This is a genomic window from Pseudomonadota bacterium, from assembly GCA_010028905.1.
In the GTDB taxonomy this organism is placed as follows: Bacteria; Vulcanimicrobiota; Xenobia; order RGZZ01; family RGZZ01; genus RGZZ01.
This window is the reverse complement of sequence record RGZZ01000040.1, coordinates 1-19,567: the sequence shown is the minus strand read 5'-3', so window position 1 is coordinate 19,567 and position 19,567 is coordinate 1. Positions and strand designations below refer to the sequence as shown.

Sequence of the window (19,567 nt, the reverse complement as noted above, 5' to 3'; positions counted from 1 at the left end):
CGGCGCGACCGCCGACTCGGGCAGCGTCAGACCGCTCGTCGAGCCATGCGCGCTCACGAGATAGGTCCGGATGAAGCGCACCGCGTCGTCGTGGATCTGCCACGCGTCACGGAGATCATCGGCGTCGTTCAGGTCGAAGCCGTAGTGCCGGAGAAAGGCGTGCGCGTCTTCGCGGGTGGCCACAGCCATGGCAGGCAGCTCGAGGGGTGAGGTTCCCTCGAGAATGACCCGCAGCGTATCCCATGCGAACGAATCGCGATGCTGCCCCGTGATGGCATCGTTGTCTGGAGGCACGTGCAGGGGGTTCACTGCCGGCAGGCGCCCCCCCTGCGAGAGATCGACAAGGCGACCCTCTCGCGAAGGACGAGAGACAAGGCTCGAAGGCCAGGCAGGACGGGTCTCAGGCCTCGAGCACCGTCGAGGCCAGCTCGGCCAGCTCGGAGCGCTCGCCCTTCACGAGCGTGACGTGACCCGCGATGGAATGGCCCTTGAACTTCTCCACGAGATGGGTGAGACCGTTGCTCGTGGCGTCGAGGTAGGGGTGATCGATCTGGTTCGGGTCGCCCGTGAACACGAGCTTTGTGCCTTCACCGGCACGCGTGACGATGGTCTTGACCTCGTGGGGGGTGAGGTTCTGCGACTCGTCGATGATGATGTAGAGCCCCGGCAGGCTGCGCCCGCGGATGTAGGTGAGCGCGCCGATCTCGAGCACGTTGGCGTCGATGAGATAGTCGAGCGGAGACGACGTGCGCCCCCCCTGTCCCGGCGAGCCCTTCTTCGACGAGGGGGAGTGGGCGTCGAGCAGATACTCGAGATTGTCGAAGATGGGTTGCATCCAGGGCTGCAGCTTGTCCTGCTCGGAGCCCGGCAGATAGCCGATGTCCTTGCCCATCGGAATGACCGGGCGATACACGGCGAGCCTGCGATAGGTCTTCTCGTTGACCACCTTGTGCAGGCCAGCGGCGATGGCGAGCATGGTCTTTCCGGTGCCAGCCTTGCCGCTGAGGGTGACGAGGCGGACGCGATCGTCGAGCAGGATCTCGAGGGCGTAGCGCTGCTCTCGGTTGAGGGGCCGCACGCCCCACACATCGCCGCGCTGCTCGCGCAGCAGGGTGAGGGCCTGCCTGTCAGCGTCGAAGCGCGCCAGCGCGGTGGCGTTCTCGTTGGCGCTGTTCACCAGCATGACGAACTCGTTGGCGCTGAGACGATCCTTGCTCACCGCGCCGTTGAGCGCGCTCACCGGCAGCTCGCGCTCTTGATAGATGGTGTCGATGTAGCGACCGCTCACCTTGAGCACCCGATTGCCAGGGTAGAGCTCATCGAGCTCGATCTTGTCGTTGAGATAGTCTTCCGCGTGAAGGCCCAGGGTCTGGGCCTTGACCCGCATGTTGATGTCCTTGCTCACCACGGCGACATGACGACGCGGATGGCGCTTCTTGAGCGCCAGGGCGACCGCCAGGATGCGGTTGTCGTTGTTCGTGTCGAACCCTGGCGGCAGCAGTTCCATCGCGTCGCGATGGTTGAGCTCGACCGTGACGGTTCCGCCGCTCGGCAGGGGGATACCCCGGTCGAGACGGCCGTCTTCGCGAAGGTGATCGAGCTGCTTGATGACGAGGCGGGCGTTGCGGTTGATCTCCATCGTTCCGCGCTTGAACGTGTCGAGCTCGTTCAGCACCACCACGGGTATCACGACGTCGTGCTCAGCGAAGTTGAACAGCGAATCGGCGGTATGCAGCAGAACACTCGTGTCGAGAACGAAGATCTTCTTGGCCAATGGTCGCTCCCTTGCTAGATGGGGATGACGGCGCTGAGGCGCGGCAGGAGGTGAATATTCTTCAACCCCTGCCATTTTCCCTTCCCACCTGCTCTCATGACGAGTCCGGTGTCAAAAAAGATGCATCCGGGCTCCGCGGATCTCGCCGTGCGTGATGGGGTTCAGTCGATGTTTGTTGGTCGTTCAAGCGGTTCGTAACCGCCGCAAAATTCGTTTTCAACACACACGAACGCGCTCTACAGAAAGACGTCTGGAGAGCAGACGTCGACGGTAGGTATAAGCCCATTTGGGCTTCTAGTCGCAGGTATAAGCCCATTTGGGCTTCTAGTCGCAGGTATAAGCCCATTTGGGCTTCTACTCATCTCCCGCGCCACCGCCGCTCCCGTGCCCGCAGTCGAATGGGCACAGCTCACAGGCTCACCTGGTCACACTCCTTCCCGCGCCTCCGCCATCGTGCCCGAAGTCGGCCGGGCAAAGCTCACCTGCCATGAAGACAGCGGACACAGGAATTTCGAGCGCTTCGGCACCTGCGATGCTATCGAAACAGCCCCTCCCTGTCTCACTTGTCAGGTGTGTCAAGAGACAAAATCGAGTTCGCAGGCACTTCCACTGCCTGACGCCGACCGGGCTCTGACCAGAAGCCTGAACCCGCGATCATCGTCTGCACCTGGGCCAGGGCCAGACCCTTGACTCATGCCGAACCGAACCGTACGATCGGAGTCACACCCACATGAGAATCATTGGCGCGATCCTGCTGGCCTGCCTCGCAGCCCTCGTCGTCTGGGGCACCCGTCCTGGCGTCGTGTCGACAGGGCCGCCCAACGTCGTGCTGGTGGGCGTCGACGGGCTCGACACGCGCGTCATGGGCACCTACGGATCACCCACCTCGCAGACCCCGTTCATCGACGGCCTGGCACGCGAGGGAACGGTGTTCCTGCGTCACGTTCCCCAATCCGATGAAGCACGCTACGGATACGCCTCGATGCTGAGCTCTCGCTACCCGAGCGAGATCGCGCCCCTGATCAGCGCGCAGTTCAAGGTCTCGGTAGACACCCTCACCCTGCCTCGCGTTCTGCACACCTACGGCTACCGCACCGTGATCGTGGGCGACGCCAGCGCTCTGGGCGCCGACCCGGTCGCCGAGCTCGGCTTCGACCGCGCGGCCCTGGTGCCGATCACCGCTGATTTCACTGCCCGAGCCACCCGTCTCACCGAGATCGTGCGCGACCTCGAGCCGCCTGTGGCGGCGGTTCTGCAGACCGCCGACGCCACCCGCGGCCCCGACGGGGTGAAGGCCGCCGACAGCGGACTGCGGGTACTTCTCGAGCAGCTGCGCGAACGCCGGATCGACGCGCGCAACACGCTGGTGGGCGTTGTGGGCGCGCGGGCGGCGACACCCACCGGAGAAGCCCTCCGAATTGGAGGAGACGCGCTGCGCGCCCCCCTCATCTGGTGGGGAAGAGATGTTCGCGCGGGAACCTCTCAGCGCGACATCTCATCGGGTCTCGACATCCTGCCCACGGTGTTCGCCCAGACCGGCATCGCGCTCCCGCGAAACGTGCGCGGCGCAGACCGCTCTTCGTCGCTGAGAGGTTCCCCCATCGCCACCGCACCCTGGTGGGCGGTCATCGAGAACGACCAGCAGACCGCCGTGATCACCGACACCTGCGCCCTCGCAGCTTCGGGGGTGCCGCCGGGATCGGCTCGTCTCGTGGCGCTCCTCGAATCGAGGAAGCCGTCGTCAGAAGCCCTCCGCGCCTATGCGCTCACCGCCGACCGATCAACGCCGCTCGCGATAGGCGCAGGCCCGGCCACCGAGCTCATGCAAGATCTGCGATTCGTCGCCTCGCAAGGCGCCGGGGTGCGCCTGGGGGCGCGCCCAGCGAAGCTCAGCCCGGAGCTGCAGAAATCGCTGCACGACCACGGATACTGGTAGAAAGGCAGACGCCACCGAAATGCCCGTCACCCGCACGCTGACACACCTCAACTGGCTCTTTGCAGCCCTCACCTGCGTGCTGCTCGGAGCCGCGGGGCACCGCACGCTCTACCCGCAGCGCCCCAACCTGGGGCAAGACCGCAAGGCGCCGGTCTACTACTTCAACTTTGATTTCCTCGAAATCTCCGACGGCTTCAAGACCGGTGCCGAGAAGCTGCAGGCCTACCTGCAGAGCGGCGATCACGCCGCCCTGACCGCGGCGAGATCCGCATACGCCAAAGCGGTGAGTGAGGAAGACGTAGGCACCCCGTCATCGGCCCTGCTGTGGCTGTGCGACTACTTCCTCGCAACCGACGACGAGCGCCGAAGCAAGCTCCGGAACCCCGAAGGCGCGCGACTTCTCTCGTACCTTTCAAATCAAGGCTACACCCCGCTGCAATCGGCCCTCGAGGCGTTCAAGGCCGGGAACAAGCCCATCATGCCAGACGGCTACCTGACCTACCGCCTGCTGCTCGACTCGAGTCCCACACGAGACGCCTGGGAGCAGAGCGATCGCCTGCTTCGTGCCTGCAACCTGCGGCCCGGCGCCAGCGTCGCCGATCTGGGCGCAGGCCCCGGCTACTTCACGGTGCGACTGGCCCAGGCGGTGGGTCCGACAGGACACGTCATCGCCCTCGACAACAACCCCCCTCTCCTGCAATACATCGCGCTCCTCACCCGTCGAGAAGGCCTCTACAACGTCACGGTGGGCATCGAGCAGCCTCTGAGCCTGCCCCCCGCCAGTCTCGACTGCGTCTTCTCATGCTCCCACTTCCACCTGTGCTACGGCATGTGGGAGCCCGCAAAGCGCGACGCGCTCATCGAAGGGCTGCGTCAGGCCCTCAAGCCCCGCGGCACCCTGGTCGTGTGTGACAACGAGCCGGTCGTTACATCGGGCGGTCGGCCCTACATCGATGACCGCATCTCGCGCTACGTGGTATCGGCGCTGCTCGAGTCATCGGGCTTCAAGCTGCGTCGCTGCTACGAGGTCAACCCAGCGCGCTACGCCCTGATCTTCGAGCGCCTGCCTTGAGAGAGGGCTACTGCCGCACGAAGATCAGCAGGTATCGCTGCGATGCGAGCTGGTAGTAGCGCACCAGTCGAAAGCCGTACTGCGACAGATGATCTTCGACGAGATATCGCGAGATGCGGTTTCCGAAGTAGTTCGAGTCATTCTGGACATAGGGCGTATTGTCACAGATGATGAGGCGCCCGCCAGGCTTGATGGCGCGCCGAAGGCTGGCGATGATCGGCTCTCGCAGACCAGACGGCATGGCCCCGTAGATGGCGTGGTACAACGAGCAGACAAAGGCGCAATCGAGGGTGTTCGCGGCAATGCCCACGTCATCGAACGGACAGAGCACGCGCTTGATGTTGGTGCGCTTCTCTCGCTCGGTGATGACGCGCAGGAACTCGAGATGCCGCGGGTTGGTCTCGACGGCATACACCATGCCCGTGTCGCCCACGCGATCGGAGAAGCGCAGGCTGTGGAACCCCGGGCCGCAGCCGATGTCGGCGACATGCTGGCCGCGCTTCAGATCGATGGCGGCCATCAACTGATCGGTGTGCTCCCAGTCTGCTCGACTCGGCCGCATGAAGGCCAGATACTGCACCGCCGATCGCACCCCCTCGAGGCCCCCTATTGACGCGGCCGGCGCCAGTCGCACCTTCACGCGCAAGAGCTGCACGAGCTCGTGGAACCGGGACTGCGAGAAGTACCAGAGGAGCCTTGCCCCCTCCGGATTGGCCAGCAGGCGCGACTTCTCAGACTCTGAGGCAAGGAAGTACTCACATATCCACTCGAGCGCGGGAAATTCAGTACCGACGGTCAGACTGGGAATCACCGCGTGATACAGCCCACGCGCCCGCTCGAGCGCATCACGATCTCCCGTGTCGAAGAAGCGGATGAGATCTGTTGTGGCCGACGCCAGCCGAGGATCGACATCTCTCGGCGCGGCATTGGTGTTCCAGTACCAATAGAGCGGCACCCGAGGATCAGAGAAGGTGTTCGGCGTTCTTCTCTGCCAGAGATCGTCACAGAGCGCCCCCGTCAGCACGAGGGCAGACGCGGTGAGCGCCAGGATGAGGCCGTTGAGAAGACGCCGGAACAACGAATCCCTCCCCCCTCGCCCACCGCTTGACGACCATTGCACTGACGGTTGCGATTCGCTCACGCGACCCGAGTCACCTCGCCAACACAGCGGTTGCCATCGCAGAGCAGACTCTACCGTACTTCTCGCCCCTGCGCTCAGCTCCTCCACCCCAGGCGAAGCACCTCCCGCCGTGAGACCTTGGAGAATGAGCCGCCACGAGGAACCTTCCAAGCTCTGCACGAATACAGTCAAAATGGCTTCACACGACGAAACCCCGCCCACGGGCAAGAGAGCGACGCCCTGGATGTCTCAGGCGTTGCTGCTGCTGCTGCTCGTGAACGTCAACATCGTGCTCGTCTACCGCCTGCTGAGCCCACCATCGATGCTCGACACGCCGTCACCGCTGCCCTCATCGCAGCCGGCCCAGGCAGAAACCGCGTACAGCCTCGTCCAGCCAGGCGACATCAAGCTTCCATCAGCGAGCGCCTCGCCACCCTCAACCCTCCCGTCGGGCGCACCCTCCACGAACGAGCGATGAGATGACCACCGGTGCCCGGACCGCCAGGAGCTCGCCGCGCGCACGTGAGTCACTGGGGCTGATCGCGTCCCTCCTGGTTCTCGTGAACATCGCCTGCATCCTGGGGCTCTGGATCTGGAACGGCCCTGCGGAAGCACGCGTCACTCGGCGAACACCCACGGCGCCTACAAAGGCCTCGGTCATCCCCGTCTCCCCAGATCGGGTAGCGCTCCCGGACCCTTCGAAGCTCGCAGACGCGTCAGAGACCGCTGCGCGATCAAAGACCGATGCCGCGAGCGCGATGGCTTCACGCATCACGCGCGCAGCACCGATTCACTTCTACCTCGAATCGGCAGCGATGAAGCTGCTGGGTAGGCTTGCACCGCTGCGAAACAGCCCTGGGCTCGCACTGACTGACGATCAGAAGAAAACCCTGCTCGATGCGCTCATACAAGGCCTTGGCACGTGCACCGACCCATCGCGTGCGGCACAGCTCGATGAGTCTCTCGAGAATACCTTCGAGCGTCTCCTGACGCCCGCCCAGCGAACGCTGCTCGAGACCAACCAGAAGCGAGCCATCCCCATCGTCTCGACGCACGTCGAGATGGGACAGGCCTTCGAGCACCTTCTCACCGTTCTCAGCGTCACCCGCTCAGAGCCGGACCCCCCGTGAAGCGCCTTCTCATCGGCCTGCTCCTGCTGGCCGGACTACTGTCGCTCACCGTCTGGCGCCTGCAGCCGCGCCGCACCGTTCCCTCCACCGAACGCGAGGTCGTGCGCGGCCTCGTGGTCTTTCTCGACGCTGACAACGACGGTCGGATCTCGCGCTTCGAGTGGGCCCGGAACTGCGCTGAACCGGGCCCTTTCATCGCCGCTGACGCCAATGGCGACGGATTCCTCAGCGCCGACGAGCTGGCGGGGCTGATCCACGCCACCGCGCCAACTGCCTCTACGGCGGCGATGGCCCAGTGACGCTGACCCACAAGCACACGCCACTGCGCTGCGCCCGACCGCGACCGCGACGCTCGTGCATCGTGGTGATTGTCGCCCTGGTTGCGTCGCTGCTGGCCGGCCTCACCCTCTCAGCCTGTACCCGTACCGCGTGGCGACCCCGCCTGGTGGTGCTTGTCGTGCTGGAGGCGTGCCGCGCAGACCATCTCGGGTGCTACGGCTATCAACGACCCACCTCGCCCAACATCGACGCCATCGCAACCGACGGGGTGGTGTTCGAGCGCGCGTTCGCGCAGAGCAACACCACCCTGTTCTCGAGCATGTCCTTGATGACAGGTCGCTACCCGGAGCGCTTTGGTACACTCGAGCCCAAGACCTATCGGCTCCCTCCCGGCACGCCCACCATCGCGTCCACGCTGGGCGCCAACGGCTACCGCACGGGCGGATTCGTGGGTGGGCTGCACTGGAGCGGAAGCTTTGGCCTCCAAGACGGGTTCGCCACCTACAGTGACCGCGTCCAGGGTGGCACGTTGCATGACCAGCTCCCCCTCGCGATGGATTGGTTGAACCAGCAACCCAAAGCCCCGACGTTCATGCTGCTTCAAGGGTACGACCTTCACGCCCCGTACGAGAAGCCGCTCTTCTTCTCAAAGATGTTCGATCCGAGCTACCAGGGGGTTGCAGATCTCATCGGAAAGCTCCCTGACGGCATCCTCAACATCCACGACGGCCACTACTTCACCGAGCGACCTGCCCTCACCGATGCCGGTGCAGCGAGAGAGGTCAACGGCATTCCCTTCGCCATGAGCGGGTACTATGACAAGCTCGAGAAGAAGAAGCGCGACGGCGCGGCGCACATCGATCTGTCTGCCGCTGACGTCAACCACCTCGTCTCGCTGTATGACTCCTCGATTCGCTACGCTGACCTGTACGTGGGACTGCTGATGGCGCGCATACACAAGCTCGGGCTCGAGCGCGACACTTTGATGATCATCATGGGCGATCTCGGAGAGGGCCTGATGGAGAACGGGTTCTTCGACCACCAGGGCAACCTGCTCGATGCCGAGCTCCACGTGCCCATGATCGTGTGGGGCCCCGGAGGGATTCCACAAGGACGACGCGTCAGCCAGGTGACGCAGCTGGTAGACGTCGTGCCCACGCTGAGCGACTACACGCTTGCGCCTGGCGCCGCTGCGGGAGCCGCATACGACGGGAAGAGCCTGCGCCCGCTCATCGAAGGCGGTGCTGCGAACGACGCCGCCGCCGCATTCTCAGAAGGGGTTCGCCCCATGATCACAGTTCGCACCCAGAGCAGCCGCCTGCTCTGCCGCCGACATCTGCCCACCGAGCTCCCGCCCCTGGGTGGAGAAGACTACCGCTACTTCGAGGTCGTCGACGGGAAGGAGCGGAACGTAGCGCCCGACGAGCACGCGCGACGGCTCTGGGAACGACTGCGGGCGTGGGCGCAAGAGGTGGCGCCACCCAAGAAGTAGGCGATCAACCCCGTCTCATCGCGGCTTCTCGAAGATGACCATGTAGCGCTGGGGCGCCAGGTTGATCACGCGCACGCACCTGAAGCCGTAGCACTCCACGCTGCTCACCACAAGGCGAGACGCGATCCGGTTCCCGAAATAGCGAAAGTCGGCGGTGCCATCCGGCGCGTTGTCGACAATCACCAGTCGACCCCCCGGCTTGAGGGCTCGGTAGACGCTGCCCAGGAAGAACTCACGCACGGCGCGGCTCGTCGACCCATAGATGGCGTGATACAACGAGCAGATCAGGGCACAGTCGAGACTGGCCGCGGGCAGCGTGATATCGCTCGGTCCCGTCTTGACGAGATCGACGTTCGCCACCCGCTGCCGCTCGACGATAAAGCGCACGAACGCAAGCGCCGCGGCGCTGGTCTCGACGGCATGCACACGGCCGGTCGGGCCCACGCGCTTCGCCATGCGGAACACGTGATACCCCGGGCCGCAACCGATATCGGCCACGTGATCGCCGGCTTTGAGCTCGAGCCGGTCGATGAGCTCGGTCGTTCTCTCCCAGCTCTCTCGCTGCGGGTCGAGAAAGTGCAGCGTCTCGTTGGTGAACCGGCTGACGATGGGCAGCGTCGGCTCCTTCTGAGACGTAGCGTCATCGAATCCTTGAACCCCCAGGGTAGAGGCCAGCATGCTGAACTTCAAGCGCTGATGGAACGCCACGAGCGCCTCGAGCTCAGGCGCGCTCTCTCCGAATGGGGCACGCCGATCGGGCGCGAGCAGAAGGTACTCGCTCATCCATGCCAGTGCCGGCCAGGAAGCCCCCACCGCGTAGGGCACGATCTTCTTGTAGTGCGCGTTGGCCTTCTCGAGCTGCGCGCGATTCCCGGTCGAGAAGTAGTCGGCAAGGCAGCGATCAGCTGCGTCCTCCTCATCCGGCTTCGGGGGCACGTCCTGAAGGAAGTAGTACAAGGTGTCATCCGGATTTCTCTCGACCAGAAGGCGCCCCGAAAGCGTCCAGCGATCGACCCCGACGCCAAGCGCCGCGCAGACCAGACAGGCGAACATCCAGCCGATCAGGCGCCGCAGAGAGACGCTGCTCACGACGCGCCCCGCTCGAACAGCAGCACGTAGCGCTGGGGCGTGAGCTCATAGCAGCGCTTGAAACGGAACCCTCGACTCGTCAGATCCGCGATGACCACCCAGCGCGAGATGCGGTTTCCGATGCAGGGCAGCGCGCCGCTGACCTGCACGTTGCTGTCCATGACCGCCAGTGTGCCACCTGGTCGCAGCGCGCGCTTCACGCTCTCCACCCAGCTGGCGCGCACGGCAAGAGGCTCACGTCCGTACAGATCGCAGAAGTATCCGCAAACGAACGCACACGAGAGGCTCTGCGGGAGGAGCGCCACATCACCCTTCTTCCCCATCACCGATTGCAGGTTGGACAACCCCTCGGCCGAGGCCATGGCGCGCACAAAATCGACCATGGACGCTTTCTCTCCCACCGCATAGGCCGCGCCCCCGGGGCCCACCGCACGGGCCAGGCGATAGGCCCAGAAACCGACCCCACTGTGGAGATCGGCCACCGAGTCTCCAGGGCGCAAGCCGAGGCAGCGCACCACATCGTCAGCCGCATCCCAGCCAGCACGGGTAGGCCCGGCATCACTGAGCAGGCTGGCCATGATCTCCACATCGGGTTTCATGCCGTTCGGCCTCGGCAGATCGATCTGCCGGGTCTCCACCTCGGTAAGAAGATCTCGCAGCGGGACGAAGCCCTTCGAGGCCAGCCACGTCAACATGCGAGCCCCCTCTGGGTTCTCGAGCATCTGGGCCTGCAGGTCGGTCGGGGTCAGGAAGTAATCGCTCAGCCACATGAGTGCAGGCACGCGAGACCCGGGACACTCCCCCGCAACCGCACTGGCGAAGCCCTCGCGCGCCGTGCGAAGCGTCATCACGTCGCGCGTGACGAGATACTCACGCAGCAGCCGTGCGGAGCGCGCGACATTTGGCGGGCTCTGTGGCGGATCGTAGTTCCAGAAGTAGAGCGCCTCGCGCGGATCACCCGCATCGACGTACCGCTGCAGCACCCACCAGCGATGCCCGGCAACCCCGCCCAGGAACGAGCAGAGCAGCAAAGCGATTCCCACCAGGGCACGAAGCGCCACGACGGCCCTCAACGCCGAACGCGGCTAATGTGCATGGGCTTCCACGCCCAGGTCCGGTTGGCCGGCATCAAACGCTGGCTGTGGCCCATCGCTGTCGGGAGGCCCCCAGGAGTCCGGCTCGTCCTGGTCGTGATAGGGGTTGAGCGGCCCGTCGCTGTAGGCCTCGCGGGGAAACGGGATGTACCGGGTAGACTCGAACTGCTGGCAGATCTCGTCGGCAAAGAACCGCCCGATGGGCGTGAGGCCCAGCGTGTGCGCGTTCTCGAACAGCAGGCCGTGCGCCTTGAGACGCTCGATCTTCGGGCGGAAGAGGCTGTCGAGCGACATTCCCGTGCGTGCCGTGAACGTGCGCTTGCTCACCGCCATGTTCTTGAGCGGCAGGATGACCGCCCAGCGGGCCTGCTCTTCTGGCGTGCGCACCAGCCCGCGGTTTGCGGGCAGATGGCCGCCGCGGACCGACGCGTAGTACTCCTTGAAGTCATCGGTGTTGAGCAGGAAGCGATCACGAAGGCTGCTGAAGGCCGTCTGCCCGATGCCGATCTGATCCCAGAGCTGGCAGCACTGGTTGGCCGCATAGTGGGAGTAGTGGCGCACCTCTTTCGAGAAGACCCGCGTCAGGTTCGGATTGAACCCGTTGTCTTGCAAGATCTGATGCGCGACCGCCTTCATCGTGATGACCTCAGGCACTTCGGGGAGGCGTGCCTGAAGGCCCTTGAAGTTCTTCGAGATGGGGGCCGTGCGATCGCCATAGGGAATCATCTTCAGGCGATAGAGCTGAATCTCTTCCACCGGCAGCCGCACCGCCTGCTCGATGACCGCCTGCCAGTCTTCGATGGTGTCTCCCGGATAGCCGAAGATGAACTCGATGTTGTTGGTGAAGCCCGCCGCGTGCGTCGCGTGCAGGCCGGCGAGCGCCTGGGCTGCGTCGTGATGGCGGTTCATGCGCTTCAGGGTCTCATCGTTGAGCGACTGGATTCCCATGGTGAGCCGGTCGACACCGAACTCGCGCATGATGGAGAGTCGTTCGACGCCATCGTCACCGATCAAGGTGAGCGGATCGACATCGACGGTGAACTGGGTGTTGCGCGAGAGGTCGAGCCGCCCGGTCAGCTGCTCGAAGAACCGACGGAACAGTTGGGGCCGCAGGTATGTGGGCGTACCGCCCCCGATCAAGATCGAACGGGTGGCGAGACGTTCGACCCCCAACCGCGAACGCCAGAGATCGAGCTCCGCGATGATCGTGTCGACATACCCATCCATCTCGCGGTCAGAGGAAAGGAACTTGACCGGGTAGTGACAGAACGCGCAGGCCTTGAGACAGAACGGGATGTGCGCGTAGAGCGAGAAGAGCCGGTTGTGAGGCGGTTGATACGACGCGAGCAGCGCGTCATCGGTCGACGTCTTGTACATCGTGATGGGCGGGTAGTGCACCGAGGGGTAGAACTCGCCGCTCTGGCAGATGAGCCCCTGCTCGCGCAGGGTGTCGAACATCTCGATGCGATAACGCGATTCTTCGTTCAGGCTATACTGCAAGCTCTTCGCTCCTCGGCGGCGTGAGCGGGCCGCGCCTCTGATGCGCAAGACCCGCTTCACGCAAGATCCGGAACGCGTGCTCGGTCGATACCGTGAAGCGGCGCTCTGAGTAGATGCGATACTTCGAGCGCTGGGCGTCCGGCGTGAAGTTGATGGTGATGACGTTGGCCCCCGCCTGCAGCCCGCGCAGCTGACCGCCCGCCTCGACCTTCTCGAGCGCGCTGACCGCAGGGACGAGTGCGTTCGGACGCAGGATGCGGCTCACGGCGATGACGTTGAGCGCGGTCTCGAGACACCCTGAGGGCTGGTTCTCCCAGGGCGTGTCGCCGTTGGGAATGAACGGCGACGTGCTGACAAAATCAGATGACATCTCGGCCGCGGTCAGCAGGTCGTCGGCAATGCTCTCGAGGGTCTGTCCGGGAAGCCCGACGATGTTGCCCGTGCCCACGACAAACCCCAGCTCGCGCAGCCACCGCAGGTTCTGCAGGCGAACGGCGAGATCGCTGCGGGTGGCCTGCTCGTAGAGAAGCGGATCGGAGCTCTCGAACTTCATGATGTACGAATCAGCCCCCAGCGCCCGGAACTGCTCGAAGCGCTCTCTGCGGCGCTCGCCCACATTGAGGATGATGAACAGGCCGAGCTCGGCCTTGATGCGGGGAATGACCGCGTCGAGCACCTTGTCTGACTGCACGTCTTCGCCGCCCTGCAGCAGGATGGTGCTGATCCCGGCCTCGGCGATGGCCTCCGCCGCCGCCATCACGTCATCTGCAGAAGCACGGAAGCGCTCGAGCTTGCGGTTCGACAGGCGCATGGCGCAGTAGGTGCAGTCCTTGCGGCAGTAGCTGGTCAGCTCGACGACCCCACGCACAAAGGCCTGATCGCCAAAGGCCTGTCGACGCACGTCGCGCGCGGCCGCGAAGAGCTCGCTCTGCTCCTGCCCTCGCGCCCGCAGGCTCTCGAGAATCTCTGCTCGCTCCATCACGACAGTCGTCTGGCGCCCCACTTCTTGCGGACATGAAGTCACTCGTGTGAACCTAGCAGAACCCCCCCTTCGTTTCAAGGCAACCAGGGGCACCCTGCCCCTCATTTCAGGGTGTATACGGGCAAGAGCCCTCGTGAGACCGTGTGGGTTCGTCACGATAGCCGCATCCCGACGCCAGCGGCAGGCGATCTGACACCCACGCAGAAGCATACGGCCCCGCAGACGCCGCCCATGACGCCCGCGCTCCACGCGCCCGCGCCGCCGCGCCTGCATCCAACACGTTGATCGGAGACCGTCGCATGAGTTCGAAAGCCACGGTACAAGAGCAGAACGTCGACTCGTTCGGCACCCGCCGCACCATCACGTCCGGCACCCGCACCCTCACCTACTGGTCGCTTCCCGCGCTGCAGAGCAGCGGTTTCGACAGCGTCAGCCGCCTGCCATACTCGATGCGCGTGCTGCTCGAGAACATGCTGCGCACCGAAGACGGTCGCGTGGTGCGCAAGGCCGACATCGAGGCCATCGCACGCTGGAGCGCCGCCGCCAGACAGGAGACCGAGATCAACTACACGCCGGCACGCGTGCTGATGCAAGACTTCACGGGCGTGCCCGCCGTGGTCGATCTGGCCGTGATGCGAGACGCCGTGGCCCGCATGGGTGGTGACCCGGCGCGCATCAATCCGCTGCAGCCTGCAGACCTGGTCATCGACCACAGCGTGCAGGCCGACTTCTTCGGCTCGAAGACCGCCTTCGAAGACAATGCCCGGCTCGAGTTCGAGCGCAACCAGGAGCGCTATGAGTTCCTGCGCTGGGGGCAGACCGCGTTCGACAGCTTCCGCGTGGTGCCCCCGGACACCGGGATCGTGCATCAGGTCAACCTGGAGTTCCTGGCCTCGGTGGGCTTCGTGAACGAGGCAACGGGAACCGTGTACCCGGACACGGTGGTAGGCACCGACTCGCACACCACCATGATCAACGGACTGGGCGTCGTGGGCTGGGGCGTGGGCGGCATCGAGGCCGAGGCCGTCATGCTCGGCCAGCCCATCACCATGGTCATCCCCCAGGTCGTGGGCTTCAAGCTCACGGGCCGGCTCAAGCCCGGCGCCACCGCCACCGATCTCGTTCTCACCGTCACCCAGATGCTGCGCAAGAAGGGCGTGGTGGGCAAGTTCGTCGAGTTCCACGGCGACGGCATCAGCGGTCTCTCGGTGGCCGACCGCGCCACCATCGCGAACATGGCACCCGAGTACGGCGCCACCATCGGCTTCTTCCCCGTCGACGACGAGACCCTGGCCTTCCTGCGGTTCACCGGACGACGCGAAGAGCACGTGAAGCTGGTCGAAGACTACTACAAGGCCCAGGGTCTGTTCCATACCGCAGACAGCCCCGAGCCCGTGTTCTCAGACACCCTCGAGCTCGACCTGTCAACCGTCGAGGTGTCGCTGGCTGGCCCCAAGCGACCGCAAGATCGGGTGACCCTGGGCAACGCCCGCCAATCGTTCCGCGAGGCGCTGTCCGGACTGGTCGACCTGCCGGGGAAGAGCGGCGCCGACAGCGATGCCATCGCACGCTGGGCGGCAGGCGGAGCATCGACCGCCCCCATGGCGGAGGCCCTGGGGCCCAACGCCCCTGTCACGGTCGACGGCAGAACGGCCGAGATCGGACATGGGGCCGTGGTCATCACCGCCATCACGAGCTGCACCAACACCTCGAACCCGTCGGTGATGATCGCCGCCGGCCTGCTCGCGAAGAAAGCCGTGGCCCGCGGTCTGACATCAAAGCCCTGGGTGAAGCCCACGCTCTCGCCCGGCTCGAAGGTGGTGACCGAGTACCTCGAGGCGGCTGGCCTGCTCGAGCCGCTCGAGGCGCTGCGCTTCCATCTCGCGGGCTACGGCTGCATGACGTGCATCGGCAACTCAGGACCGCTGCCCGAGGCAGTGGCCAAAGCCGTTGACGATCACAAGCTGGTGGTGTGCTCGGTGCTGAGCGGCAACCGCAACTTCGAGGGGCGCGTCAACCCCCATGTGAAGGCCAACTACCTCGCCTCGCCTCCGCTTGTGGTGGCCTACGCCCTGGCGGGCACCATGGAGCTGAACCTCGAGACCGACCCGCTGGGGATCGGGGCCGATGGAAAGCCCGTGATGCTCTCGGAGATCTGGCCCACGAACGAAGAGATCACCGAAGCGCTGCGCTCGCTGCAGCCTGGCATGTTCTCGAAGACCTATGCCGATGTGTTCGCCGGCGAAGCGCTGTGGCAGAAGATCCGCACCCCAGAGGGCAACCGCTTCTCGTGGGATGCCGACTCGACCTACGTGCGTCCGGCCCCCTTCTTCGACGACATGCCGCCGGAGCCGGCACCCCTCAGCGACGTGCTCGGCGCGCGCTGTCTGGCGGTTCTCGGCGACAGCGTCACCACCGACCACATCTCACCCGCCGGCAACATCGCCAAGAACAGCCCGGCCGCGAAGTACCTCACCGACCACGGTGTGTCCCCGAAAGACTTCAACTCCTACGGCGCCCGCCGCGGCAACCATGAGGTGATGATGCGAGGCACCTTCGCCAACATTCGTCTGCGCAACCTCATGGCGCCAGGCACCGAGGGACCGATCACCCTTCACCAGCCAGATGGCGAGCAGATGTTCATCTATGATGCCTCGGTGAAGTACGCGGCAGAGAATGTCCCCCTGGTGGTGCTGGCGGGCAGCGAGTACGGCACCGGATCTTCACGCGACTGGGCCGCCAAGGGGCCCCGTCTTCTGGGCGTGAAGGTGGTCATCGCGAAGAGCTTCGAGCGCATCCATCGCAGCAACCTCATCGGCATGGGCATCCTGCCCCTGCAGTTCGAGGAAGGCAAGGACGCCTCAACCCTCGGTCTCACGGGCGCCGAGCGCTTCGACATCGGCGGCATCGCCGAGGGGCTCACGCCGGGCAAGAAGATCACGGTGAAGGCCACGAGTGCCGATGGTTCGACGAAGGCGTTCACCACCGTCGCCCGGGTTGACACCCTCAACGAGGTCGACTACTACCGCCACGGCGGCATCTTGCACTACGTGCTGCGCAACCTCGTGCGCAACACCTGACAGCCGAGGCACCCGCGAACAAACCGCGAATCTACGGTCTGACCCGTGCGCGCTGGCGCCCCTGCAGAGGGGCGCCAGTCTCATTCCGTGGCGCTCGAGTCTCCGCCCGCTGAGCCGCAGCCTTCGCCTCCGGCCCCTGGCGGCAGCATGCAGGCGGTGCCGCAGAACCACCCGCGCAGAACAGCACAGGCTACCGAGACAGCGATGATGTGCTGAGGAAGGTGCACGGGCATCACCGAACCCCCCACGAGACGCAGCAGAAGCCCGATAAAGCGCCAGAACCCCAGCTGGAGCGGGCTGTGAACCACCAGGATGAAGCCGCCGAGGGCGTAGAGCGAGAGCCCGATGAACAGGGGAAACACGCCTCGATCGCGCTCTCCGCACCAGTCGCTTGCCGCCTGGGCACGCGCATAGGGTGCGAGCATCAGGCACAGCACCAGGGTGGGGACGAACGAGAGGAGCAGCAGCACGAGCATGCGACCCATCATCATCGGCGGACGCCAGCCCACCAGCATCAGCAGCGTCACCAGCACCGAAGCCGGCAGGGCCGTGCCAAATCCGATCCAGGGAACCAGCTTGCCCACCCTGGCCTGCAGGGGCACGCGTCCGCGATCGCTGGGAAACCGCACGTCTGACTCGCGAGCAAGCCAGCGAACGCCGCCCACCGCGGCTCTTCCGAGAATGAGGAGAATGACCATGGTGGCCGCGATGGCCAGCGGGCCCGGCTGATGGCGATCATTGATCACGAACGACACCAGCACGACCAGCCAGGCACCTGCCATCAAGCGCATGGTGGGATGGTGGGGAAGGGGTCCGGTGCAGCTCTCTTGCTCAGACATGACTGTGCCTCCTCTGCTGTTCACTGGGCGGTCTCGACCATCTGCCTCTCGCGCCTGCTGACAGACTCTTCAGGACGCTCCGGCCTTCGCCTTGACCTCGGTTGCCGCCCCGCGCGCCAGCTCGTCGCAACGCTCGTTCAAAGGGTGACCCGAGTGACCGGCCACATAGCGAAACGTAACGCGATGCTTGTCGCTCAGCGCGATCAGCCGCTGCCACAGATCGACGTTCTTGACCGGGTCTCCGCCCGCGGTGCGCCAACCGTTGCGCACCCACTTGTCTACCCAGCCCTTGCCGAAGGCATTCACGAGATACGACGAGTCAGAGTGGAGCTCGACCTCGCACGGCTCGCGCAGCGCCTCGAGCGCTTCGACCGCGGCCAGCACCTCCATGCGGTTGTTGGTGGTCATGGGCTCTGACCCCACCATCTCGCGCTCGTGCTTGCCGTAGTGCAGAATGGCGGCCCAGCCACCAGGCCCGGGGTTTCCCAGGCATGACCCATCGGTGTGGATGACGACTTGCTTCACCCGCAGATGTTCGACACTACCCTCGGTTCAGCCCTGCGGGTCAAGCCCACGAGAAGACGTGCTCAACGAACCCGACAGGCGCACCACCAGACGATGTACATCAACACGAACTGCAACGGCAGCCGCAACCACAAGGCGGTGTCGGAGAGCTTCATCCCCTCGGGCTGCACGCGGTTCACGGCCATGTGGATGTTCGCCGGGAACACCGCCCACAGCAATGCGATGAGCCCCCATCCGGCCGCGACGCGAACAGAGGGGACGAGAATGCCGATGCCACCGAGTATCTCACAGACCCCGCTGATGTCGACCAGCAGCTTCGGGGAAGGAAGCCACGGAGGGACGATAGCGATGAAGAAGGCCGGACGAACGAAGTGCATGACGCCGGCGAAGACGAAGAAGGCCGCAACCAGCACGCGAGCGATGAAGGCGAAGTCCATGGGCACACCTTCGCCCGCAAGGGGGCGCTCGGCCTGCTCGAGACGAAGAGGAGGTGCCCGGTTCCCCGTTCAACCAACCCGTCGAGGAGATCGAACATGAGACAGGCCATCACCCTTCTGCTGCTCGCATGCCTTGTCGCAGCCGCCCAGGCACAGACCGCGGCACCCCCCATGAAGCTCAACGACCCGAGCCAGAACCCCTTGAAGGCGACGGCGAGCATCTCGAGCGGTCTTTCTGATTCCATCGACACCGACGTGCGCCTGGTGCTGAACCTGTCGAACCCATCGCAGCAGCCCGTCACGTTCAACCTGGTGGAGACCCTGTTCATCGAGGGCGACAAAGAGCGGGGAACCCCGCTGTTCCCGGATCGCATGGCCCCAGACCCGCTCTCCCCCGGCCAGACGAGCCAGCTGCACTTCCGCTATGACAACAAGCAGGCTCATCCCCAGGTGAGCGCTTATGTGCTCATCGATTTCGTCCTTGAGGGCCAGCGGCAGCGCACTGCGCTGTTCATCCCCGGGCCAACCCAGCAGTCGCTCGGAAATCGCTGGCAGGAGACGTTCTTTCCCTACGGTCATGTGAGCGGCATGTACGCGGCCCCCTGGAACCCGTTCTACTGGTGACCCGAAGCCCACGGCCAGCGGTGGTTCGTTAACAAGCCGGCCACCTTCGCGCCCGCGCCTTGAGATACACTGAAGGGGTGAGGAGCGGCATACGGTGATGATGTCGACAGTGGGAAGCGGCTCGGTCCCGCCACGCGCGTGGACGGTGCTGCTGTACTCGGCGGCTGACAACGACCAGAAGGTCTACAACATCCAGAACGTCGCCGAGCTCGAGACCGTGGGCTCTGACGACCACACCGCCATCGTCGCCCAGGTCGACACAGGCGATCAGTGCAGCCGCTACCTCGTTCAGAAGGCAGCCCAGACCGACCTCTCCCGCATCCAGTCTCCCGCCCTCGAGACCACCGGCCCCGTCGACATGTCGAAGAGCCAGACCCTGGCCGACTTCGTGGCCTGGGGCATGGAGCACTACCCGGCCCAGCACACCATGGTCATCGTCTCCGACCACGGGTCAGGCTGGCAGGGGGCCGTCGAAGACGACAGCCATGACGACTGGATGAGCATGCCCGCGATGCGCGAGGCCTTCGAGCAGGCCGCGCAGCGTACTGGCAAGACGGTTGACATCATCGGATTCGACGCCTGCCTCATGGCGTC

Annotated in this window: 19 protein-coding genes; 9 read left to right on the top strand and 10 right to left on the bottom strand. The window is 64.8% G+C overall.

Translation table 11 applies throughout. The annotated features are described in order from the left end of the window. Together EB084_05090 and EB084_05085 are read right to left on the bottom strand one after the other, a co-directional pair. The coding region (locus EB084_05090) for a hypothetical protein (protein NDD27625.1) at window positions 1-309 on the bottom strand (309 nt) is incomplete at its 3' end. Between the two features lie 91 nt (window positions 310-400). Further along, the gene (locus EB084_05085; protein ID NDD27624.1) at window positions 401-1,849 is read right to left on the bottom strand and encodes a PhoH family protein; all 1,449 of its coding nucleotides are present in this window, start codon (window positions 1,847-1,849) and stop codon (window positions 401-403) included. A gap of 655 nt (window positions 1,850-2,504) precedes the next feature. Here EB084_05085 and EB084_05080 point away from each other — a divergent pair. Both EB084_05080 and EB084_05075 read left to right on the top strand, forming a co-directional pair. Further along, entirely contained in the window at window positions 2,505-3,710 is a 1,206-nt protein-coding gene (locus tag EB084_05080; protein NDD27623.1) for a hypothetical protein, read from the top strand. A 19-nt stretch (window positions 3,711-3,729) separates the two neighbouring features. Beyond that, window positions 3,730-4,782 carry a methyltransferase domain-containing protein gene (locus EB084_05075; protein NDD27622.1) on the top strand — a complete coding sequence of 351 codons (1,053 nt, stop codon included), beginning with the start codon at window positions 3,730-3,732 and terminating at the stop codon, window positions 4,780-4,782. Between the two features lie 7 nt (window positions 4,783-4,789). Here the strand turns inward: EB084_05075 and EB084_05070 are convergent, their stop codons facing one another. Next, window positions 4,790-5,860, bottom strand: a complete 1,071-nt coding sequence (locus tag EB084_05070) for a methyltransferase domain-containing protein (GenBank protein NDD27621.1) — start codon at window positions 5,858-5,860, stop codon at window positions 4,790-4,792. Between the two features lie 235 nt (window positions 5,861-6,095). Between EB084_05070 and EB084_05065 the strand changes: the two genes are divergently transcribed. From EB084_05065 to EB084_05050, 4 genes are read left to right on the top strand one after another with little or no spacing between them, the layout of a single operon-like run. Continuing rightward, window positions 6,096-6,380, top strand: a complete 285-nt coding sequence (locus EB084_05065; protein NDD27620.1) for a hypothetical protein — start codon at window positions 6,096-6,098, stop codon at window positions 6,378-6,380. A 1-nt stretch (window position 6,381) separates the two neighbouring features. Then, window positions 6,382-7,032, top strand: coding sequence for a hypothetical protein (locus EB084_05060; GenBank protein ID NDD27619.1), 651 nt, complete (start codon window positions 6,382-6,384; stop codon window positions 7,030-7,032). Further along, window positions 7,029-7,331 carry a hypothetical protein gene (locus EB084_05055; GenBank protein ID NDD27618.1) on the top strand — a complete coding sequence of 101 codons (303 nt, stop codon included), beginning with the start codon at window positions 7,029-7,031 and terminating at the stop codon, window positions 7,329-7,331. The genes EB084_05060 and EB084_05055 overlap by 4 nt, the downstream gene beginning before the upstream one ends. Next, window positions 7,253-8,803, top strand: coding sequence for a hypothetical protein (locus tag EB084_05050; GenBank protein ID NDD27617.1), 1,551 nt, complete (start codon window positions 7,253-7,255; stop codon window positions 8,801-8,803). The genes EB084_05055 and EB084_05050 overlap by 79 nt, the downstream gene beginning before the upstream one ends. A gap of 15 nt (window positions 8,804-8,818) precedes the next feature. Here EB084_05050 and EB084_05045 read toward each other — a convergent pair whose 3' ends face one another. Genes EB084_05045 through hydE form a run of 4 tightly spaced genes read right to left on the bottom strand, consistent with a single transcriptional unit; the run spans window position 8,819 to window position 13,465 of the window. Next, entirely contained in the window at window positions 8,819-9,892 is a 1,074-nt protein-coding gene (locus EB084_05045; GenBank protein NDD27616.1) for a methyltransferase domain-containing protein, read from the bottom strand. Continuing rightward, complete coding sequence (locus tag EB084_05040; GenBank protein ID NDD27615.1) at window positions 9,889-10,953, bottom strand: hypothetical protein; 1,065 nt, start codon at window positions 10,951-10,953, stop codon at window positions 9,889-9,891. Before EB084_05040 ends, EB084_05045 begins: the two co-directional genes overlap by 4 nt. A 24-nt stretch (window positions 10,954-10,977) precedes the next feature. Then, window positions 10,978-12,444: a coproporphyrinogen III oxidase family protein gene (locus EB084_05035; GenBank protein ID NDD27614.1), complete on the bottom strand. Its 1,467-nt coding sequence runs from the start codon at window positions 12,442-12,444 to the stop codon at window positions 10,978-10,980. A gap of 31 nt (window positions 12,445-12,475) precedes the next feature. Further along, window positions 12,476-13,465 carry a [FeFe] hydrogenase H-cluster radical SAM maturase HydE gene (gene hydE, locus EB084_05030; GenBank protein ID NDD27613.1) on the bottom strand — a complete coding sequence of 330 codons (990 nt, stop codon included), beginning with the start codon at window positions 13,463-13,465 and terminating at the stop codon, window positions 12,476-12,478. A 302-nt stretch (window positions 13,466-13,767) separates the two neighbouring features. Between hydE and acnA the strand changes: the two genes are divergently transcribed. Next, window positions 13,768-16,548, top strand: a complete 2,781-nt coding sequence (gene acnA, locus EB084_05025; protein ID NDD27612.1) for an aconitate hydratase AcnA — start codon at window positions 13,768-13,770, stop codon at window positions 16,546-16,548. 80 nt (window positions 16,549-16,628) lie between these two features. On the opposite strand, the gene EB084_05020 is transcribed toward acnA, so the two are convergent. From EB084_05020 to EB084_05010, 3 genes are all read right to left on the bottom strand, one after another. Beyond that, window positions 16,629-17,387, bottom strand: a complete 759-nt coding sequence (locus EB084_05020; protein ID NDD27611.1) for a hypothetical protein — start codon at window positions 17,385-17,387, stop codon at window positions 16,629-16,631. A 69-nt stretch (window positions 17,388-17,456) separates the two neighbouring features. Then, window positions 17,457-17,912 (bottom strand): ribonuclease HI, encoded by a 456-nt coding sequence (locus tag EB084_05015; GenBank protein NDD27610.1) that lies wholly within the window; start codon window positions 17,910-17,912, stop codon window positions 17,457-17,459. 62 nt (window positions 17,913-17,974) lie between these two features. Next, a complete protein-coding gene (locus EB084_05010; protein ID NDD27609.1) occupies window positions 17,975-18,349 on the bottom strand; it encodes a hypothetical protein in 375 nt (124 codons plus the stop codon). Window positions 18,350-18,445: 96 nt separating this feature from the next. Here EB084_05010 and EB084_05005 point away from each other — a divergent pair, with 96 nt between their 5' ends. Next, window positions 18,446-18,973, top strand: coding sequence for a hypothetical protein (locus tag EB084_05005; GenBank protein NDD27608.1), 528 nt, complete (start codon window positions 18,446-18,448; stop codon window positions 18,971-18,973). 97 nt (window positions 18,974-19,070) lie between these two features. Beyond that, the coding region (locus EB084_05000; GenBank protein ID NDD27607.1) for a hypothetical protein at window positions 19,071-19,567 on the top strand (497 nt) is incomplete at its 3' end.

Coding starts and splice junctions, on each gene's coding strand:
- EB084_05085 (NDD27624.1), bottom strand. CDS start 1,849: ATGGCAGGGGTTGAAGAATATTCACCTCCTGCCGCGCCTCAGCGCCGT.
- EB084_05080 (NDD27623.1), top strand. CDS start 2,505: ATGAGAATCATTGGCGCGATCCTGCTGGCCTGCCTCGCAGCCCTCGTC.
- EB084_05075 (NDD27622.1), top strand. CDS start 3,730: ATGCCCGTCACCCGCACGCTGACACACCTCAACTGGCTCTTTGCAGCC.
- EB084_05065 (NDD27620.1), top strand. CDS start 6,096: ATGGCTTCACACGACGAAACCCCGCCCACGGGCAAGAGAGCGACGCCC.
- EB084_05060 (NDD27619.1), top strand. CDS start 6,382: ATGACCACCGGTGCCCGGACCGCCAGGAGCTCGCCGCGCGCACGTGAG.
- EB084_05035 (NDD27614.1), bottom strand. CDS start 12,444: ATGTTCGACACCCTGCGCGAGCAGGGGCTCATCTGCCAGAGCGGCGAG.
- hydE (NDD27613.1), bottom strand. CDS start 13,465: ATGGAGCGAGCAGAGATTCTCGAGAGCCTGCGGGCGCGAGGGCAGGAG.
- acnA (NDD27612.1), top strand. CDS start 13,768: ATGAGTTCGAAAGCCACGGTACAAGAGCAGAACGTCGACTCGTTCGGC.
- EB084_05020 (NDD27611.1), bottom strand. CDS start 17,387: ATGTCTGAGCAAGAGAGCTGCACCGGACCCCTTCCCCACCATCCCACC.
- EB084_05010 (NDD27609.1), bottom strand. CDS start 18,349: ATGGACTTCGCCTTCATCGCTCGCGTGCTGGTTGCGGCCTTCTTCGTC.
- EB084_05005 (NDD27608.1), top strand. CDS start 18,446: ATGAGACAGGCCATCACCCTTCTGCTGCTCGCATGCCTTGTCGCAGCC.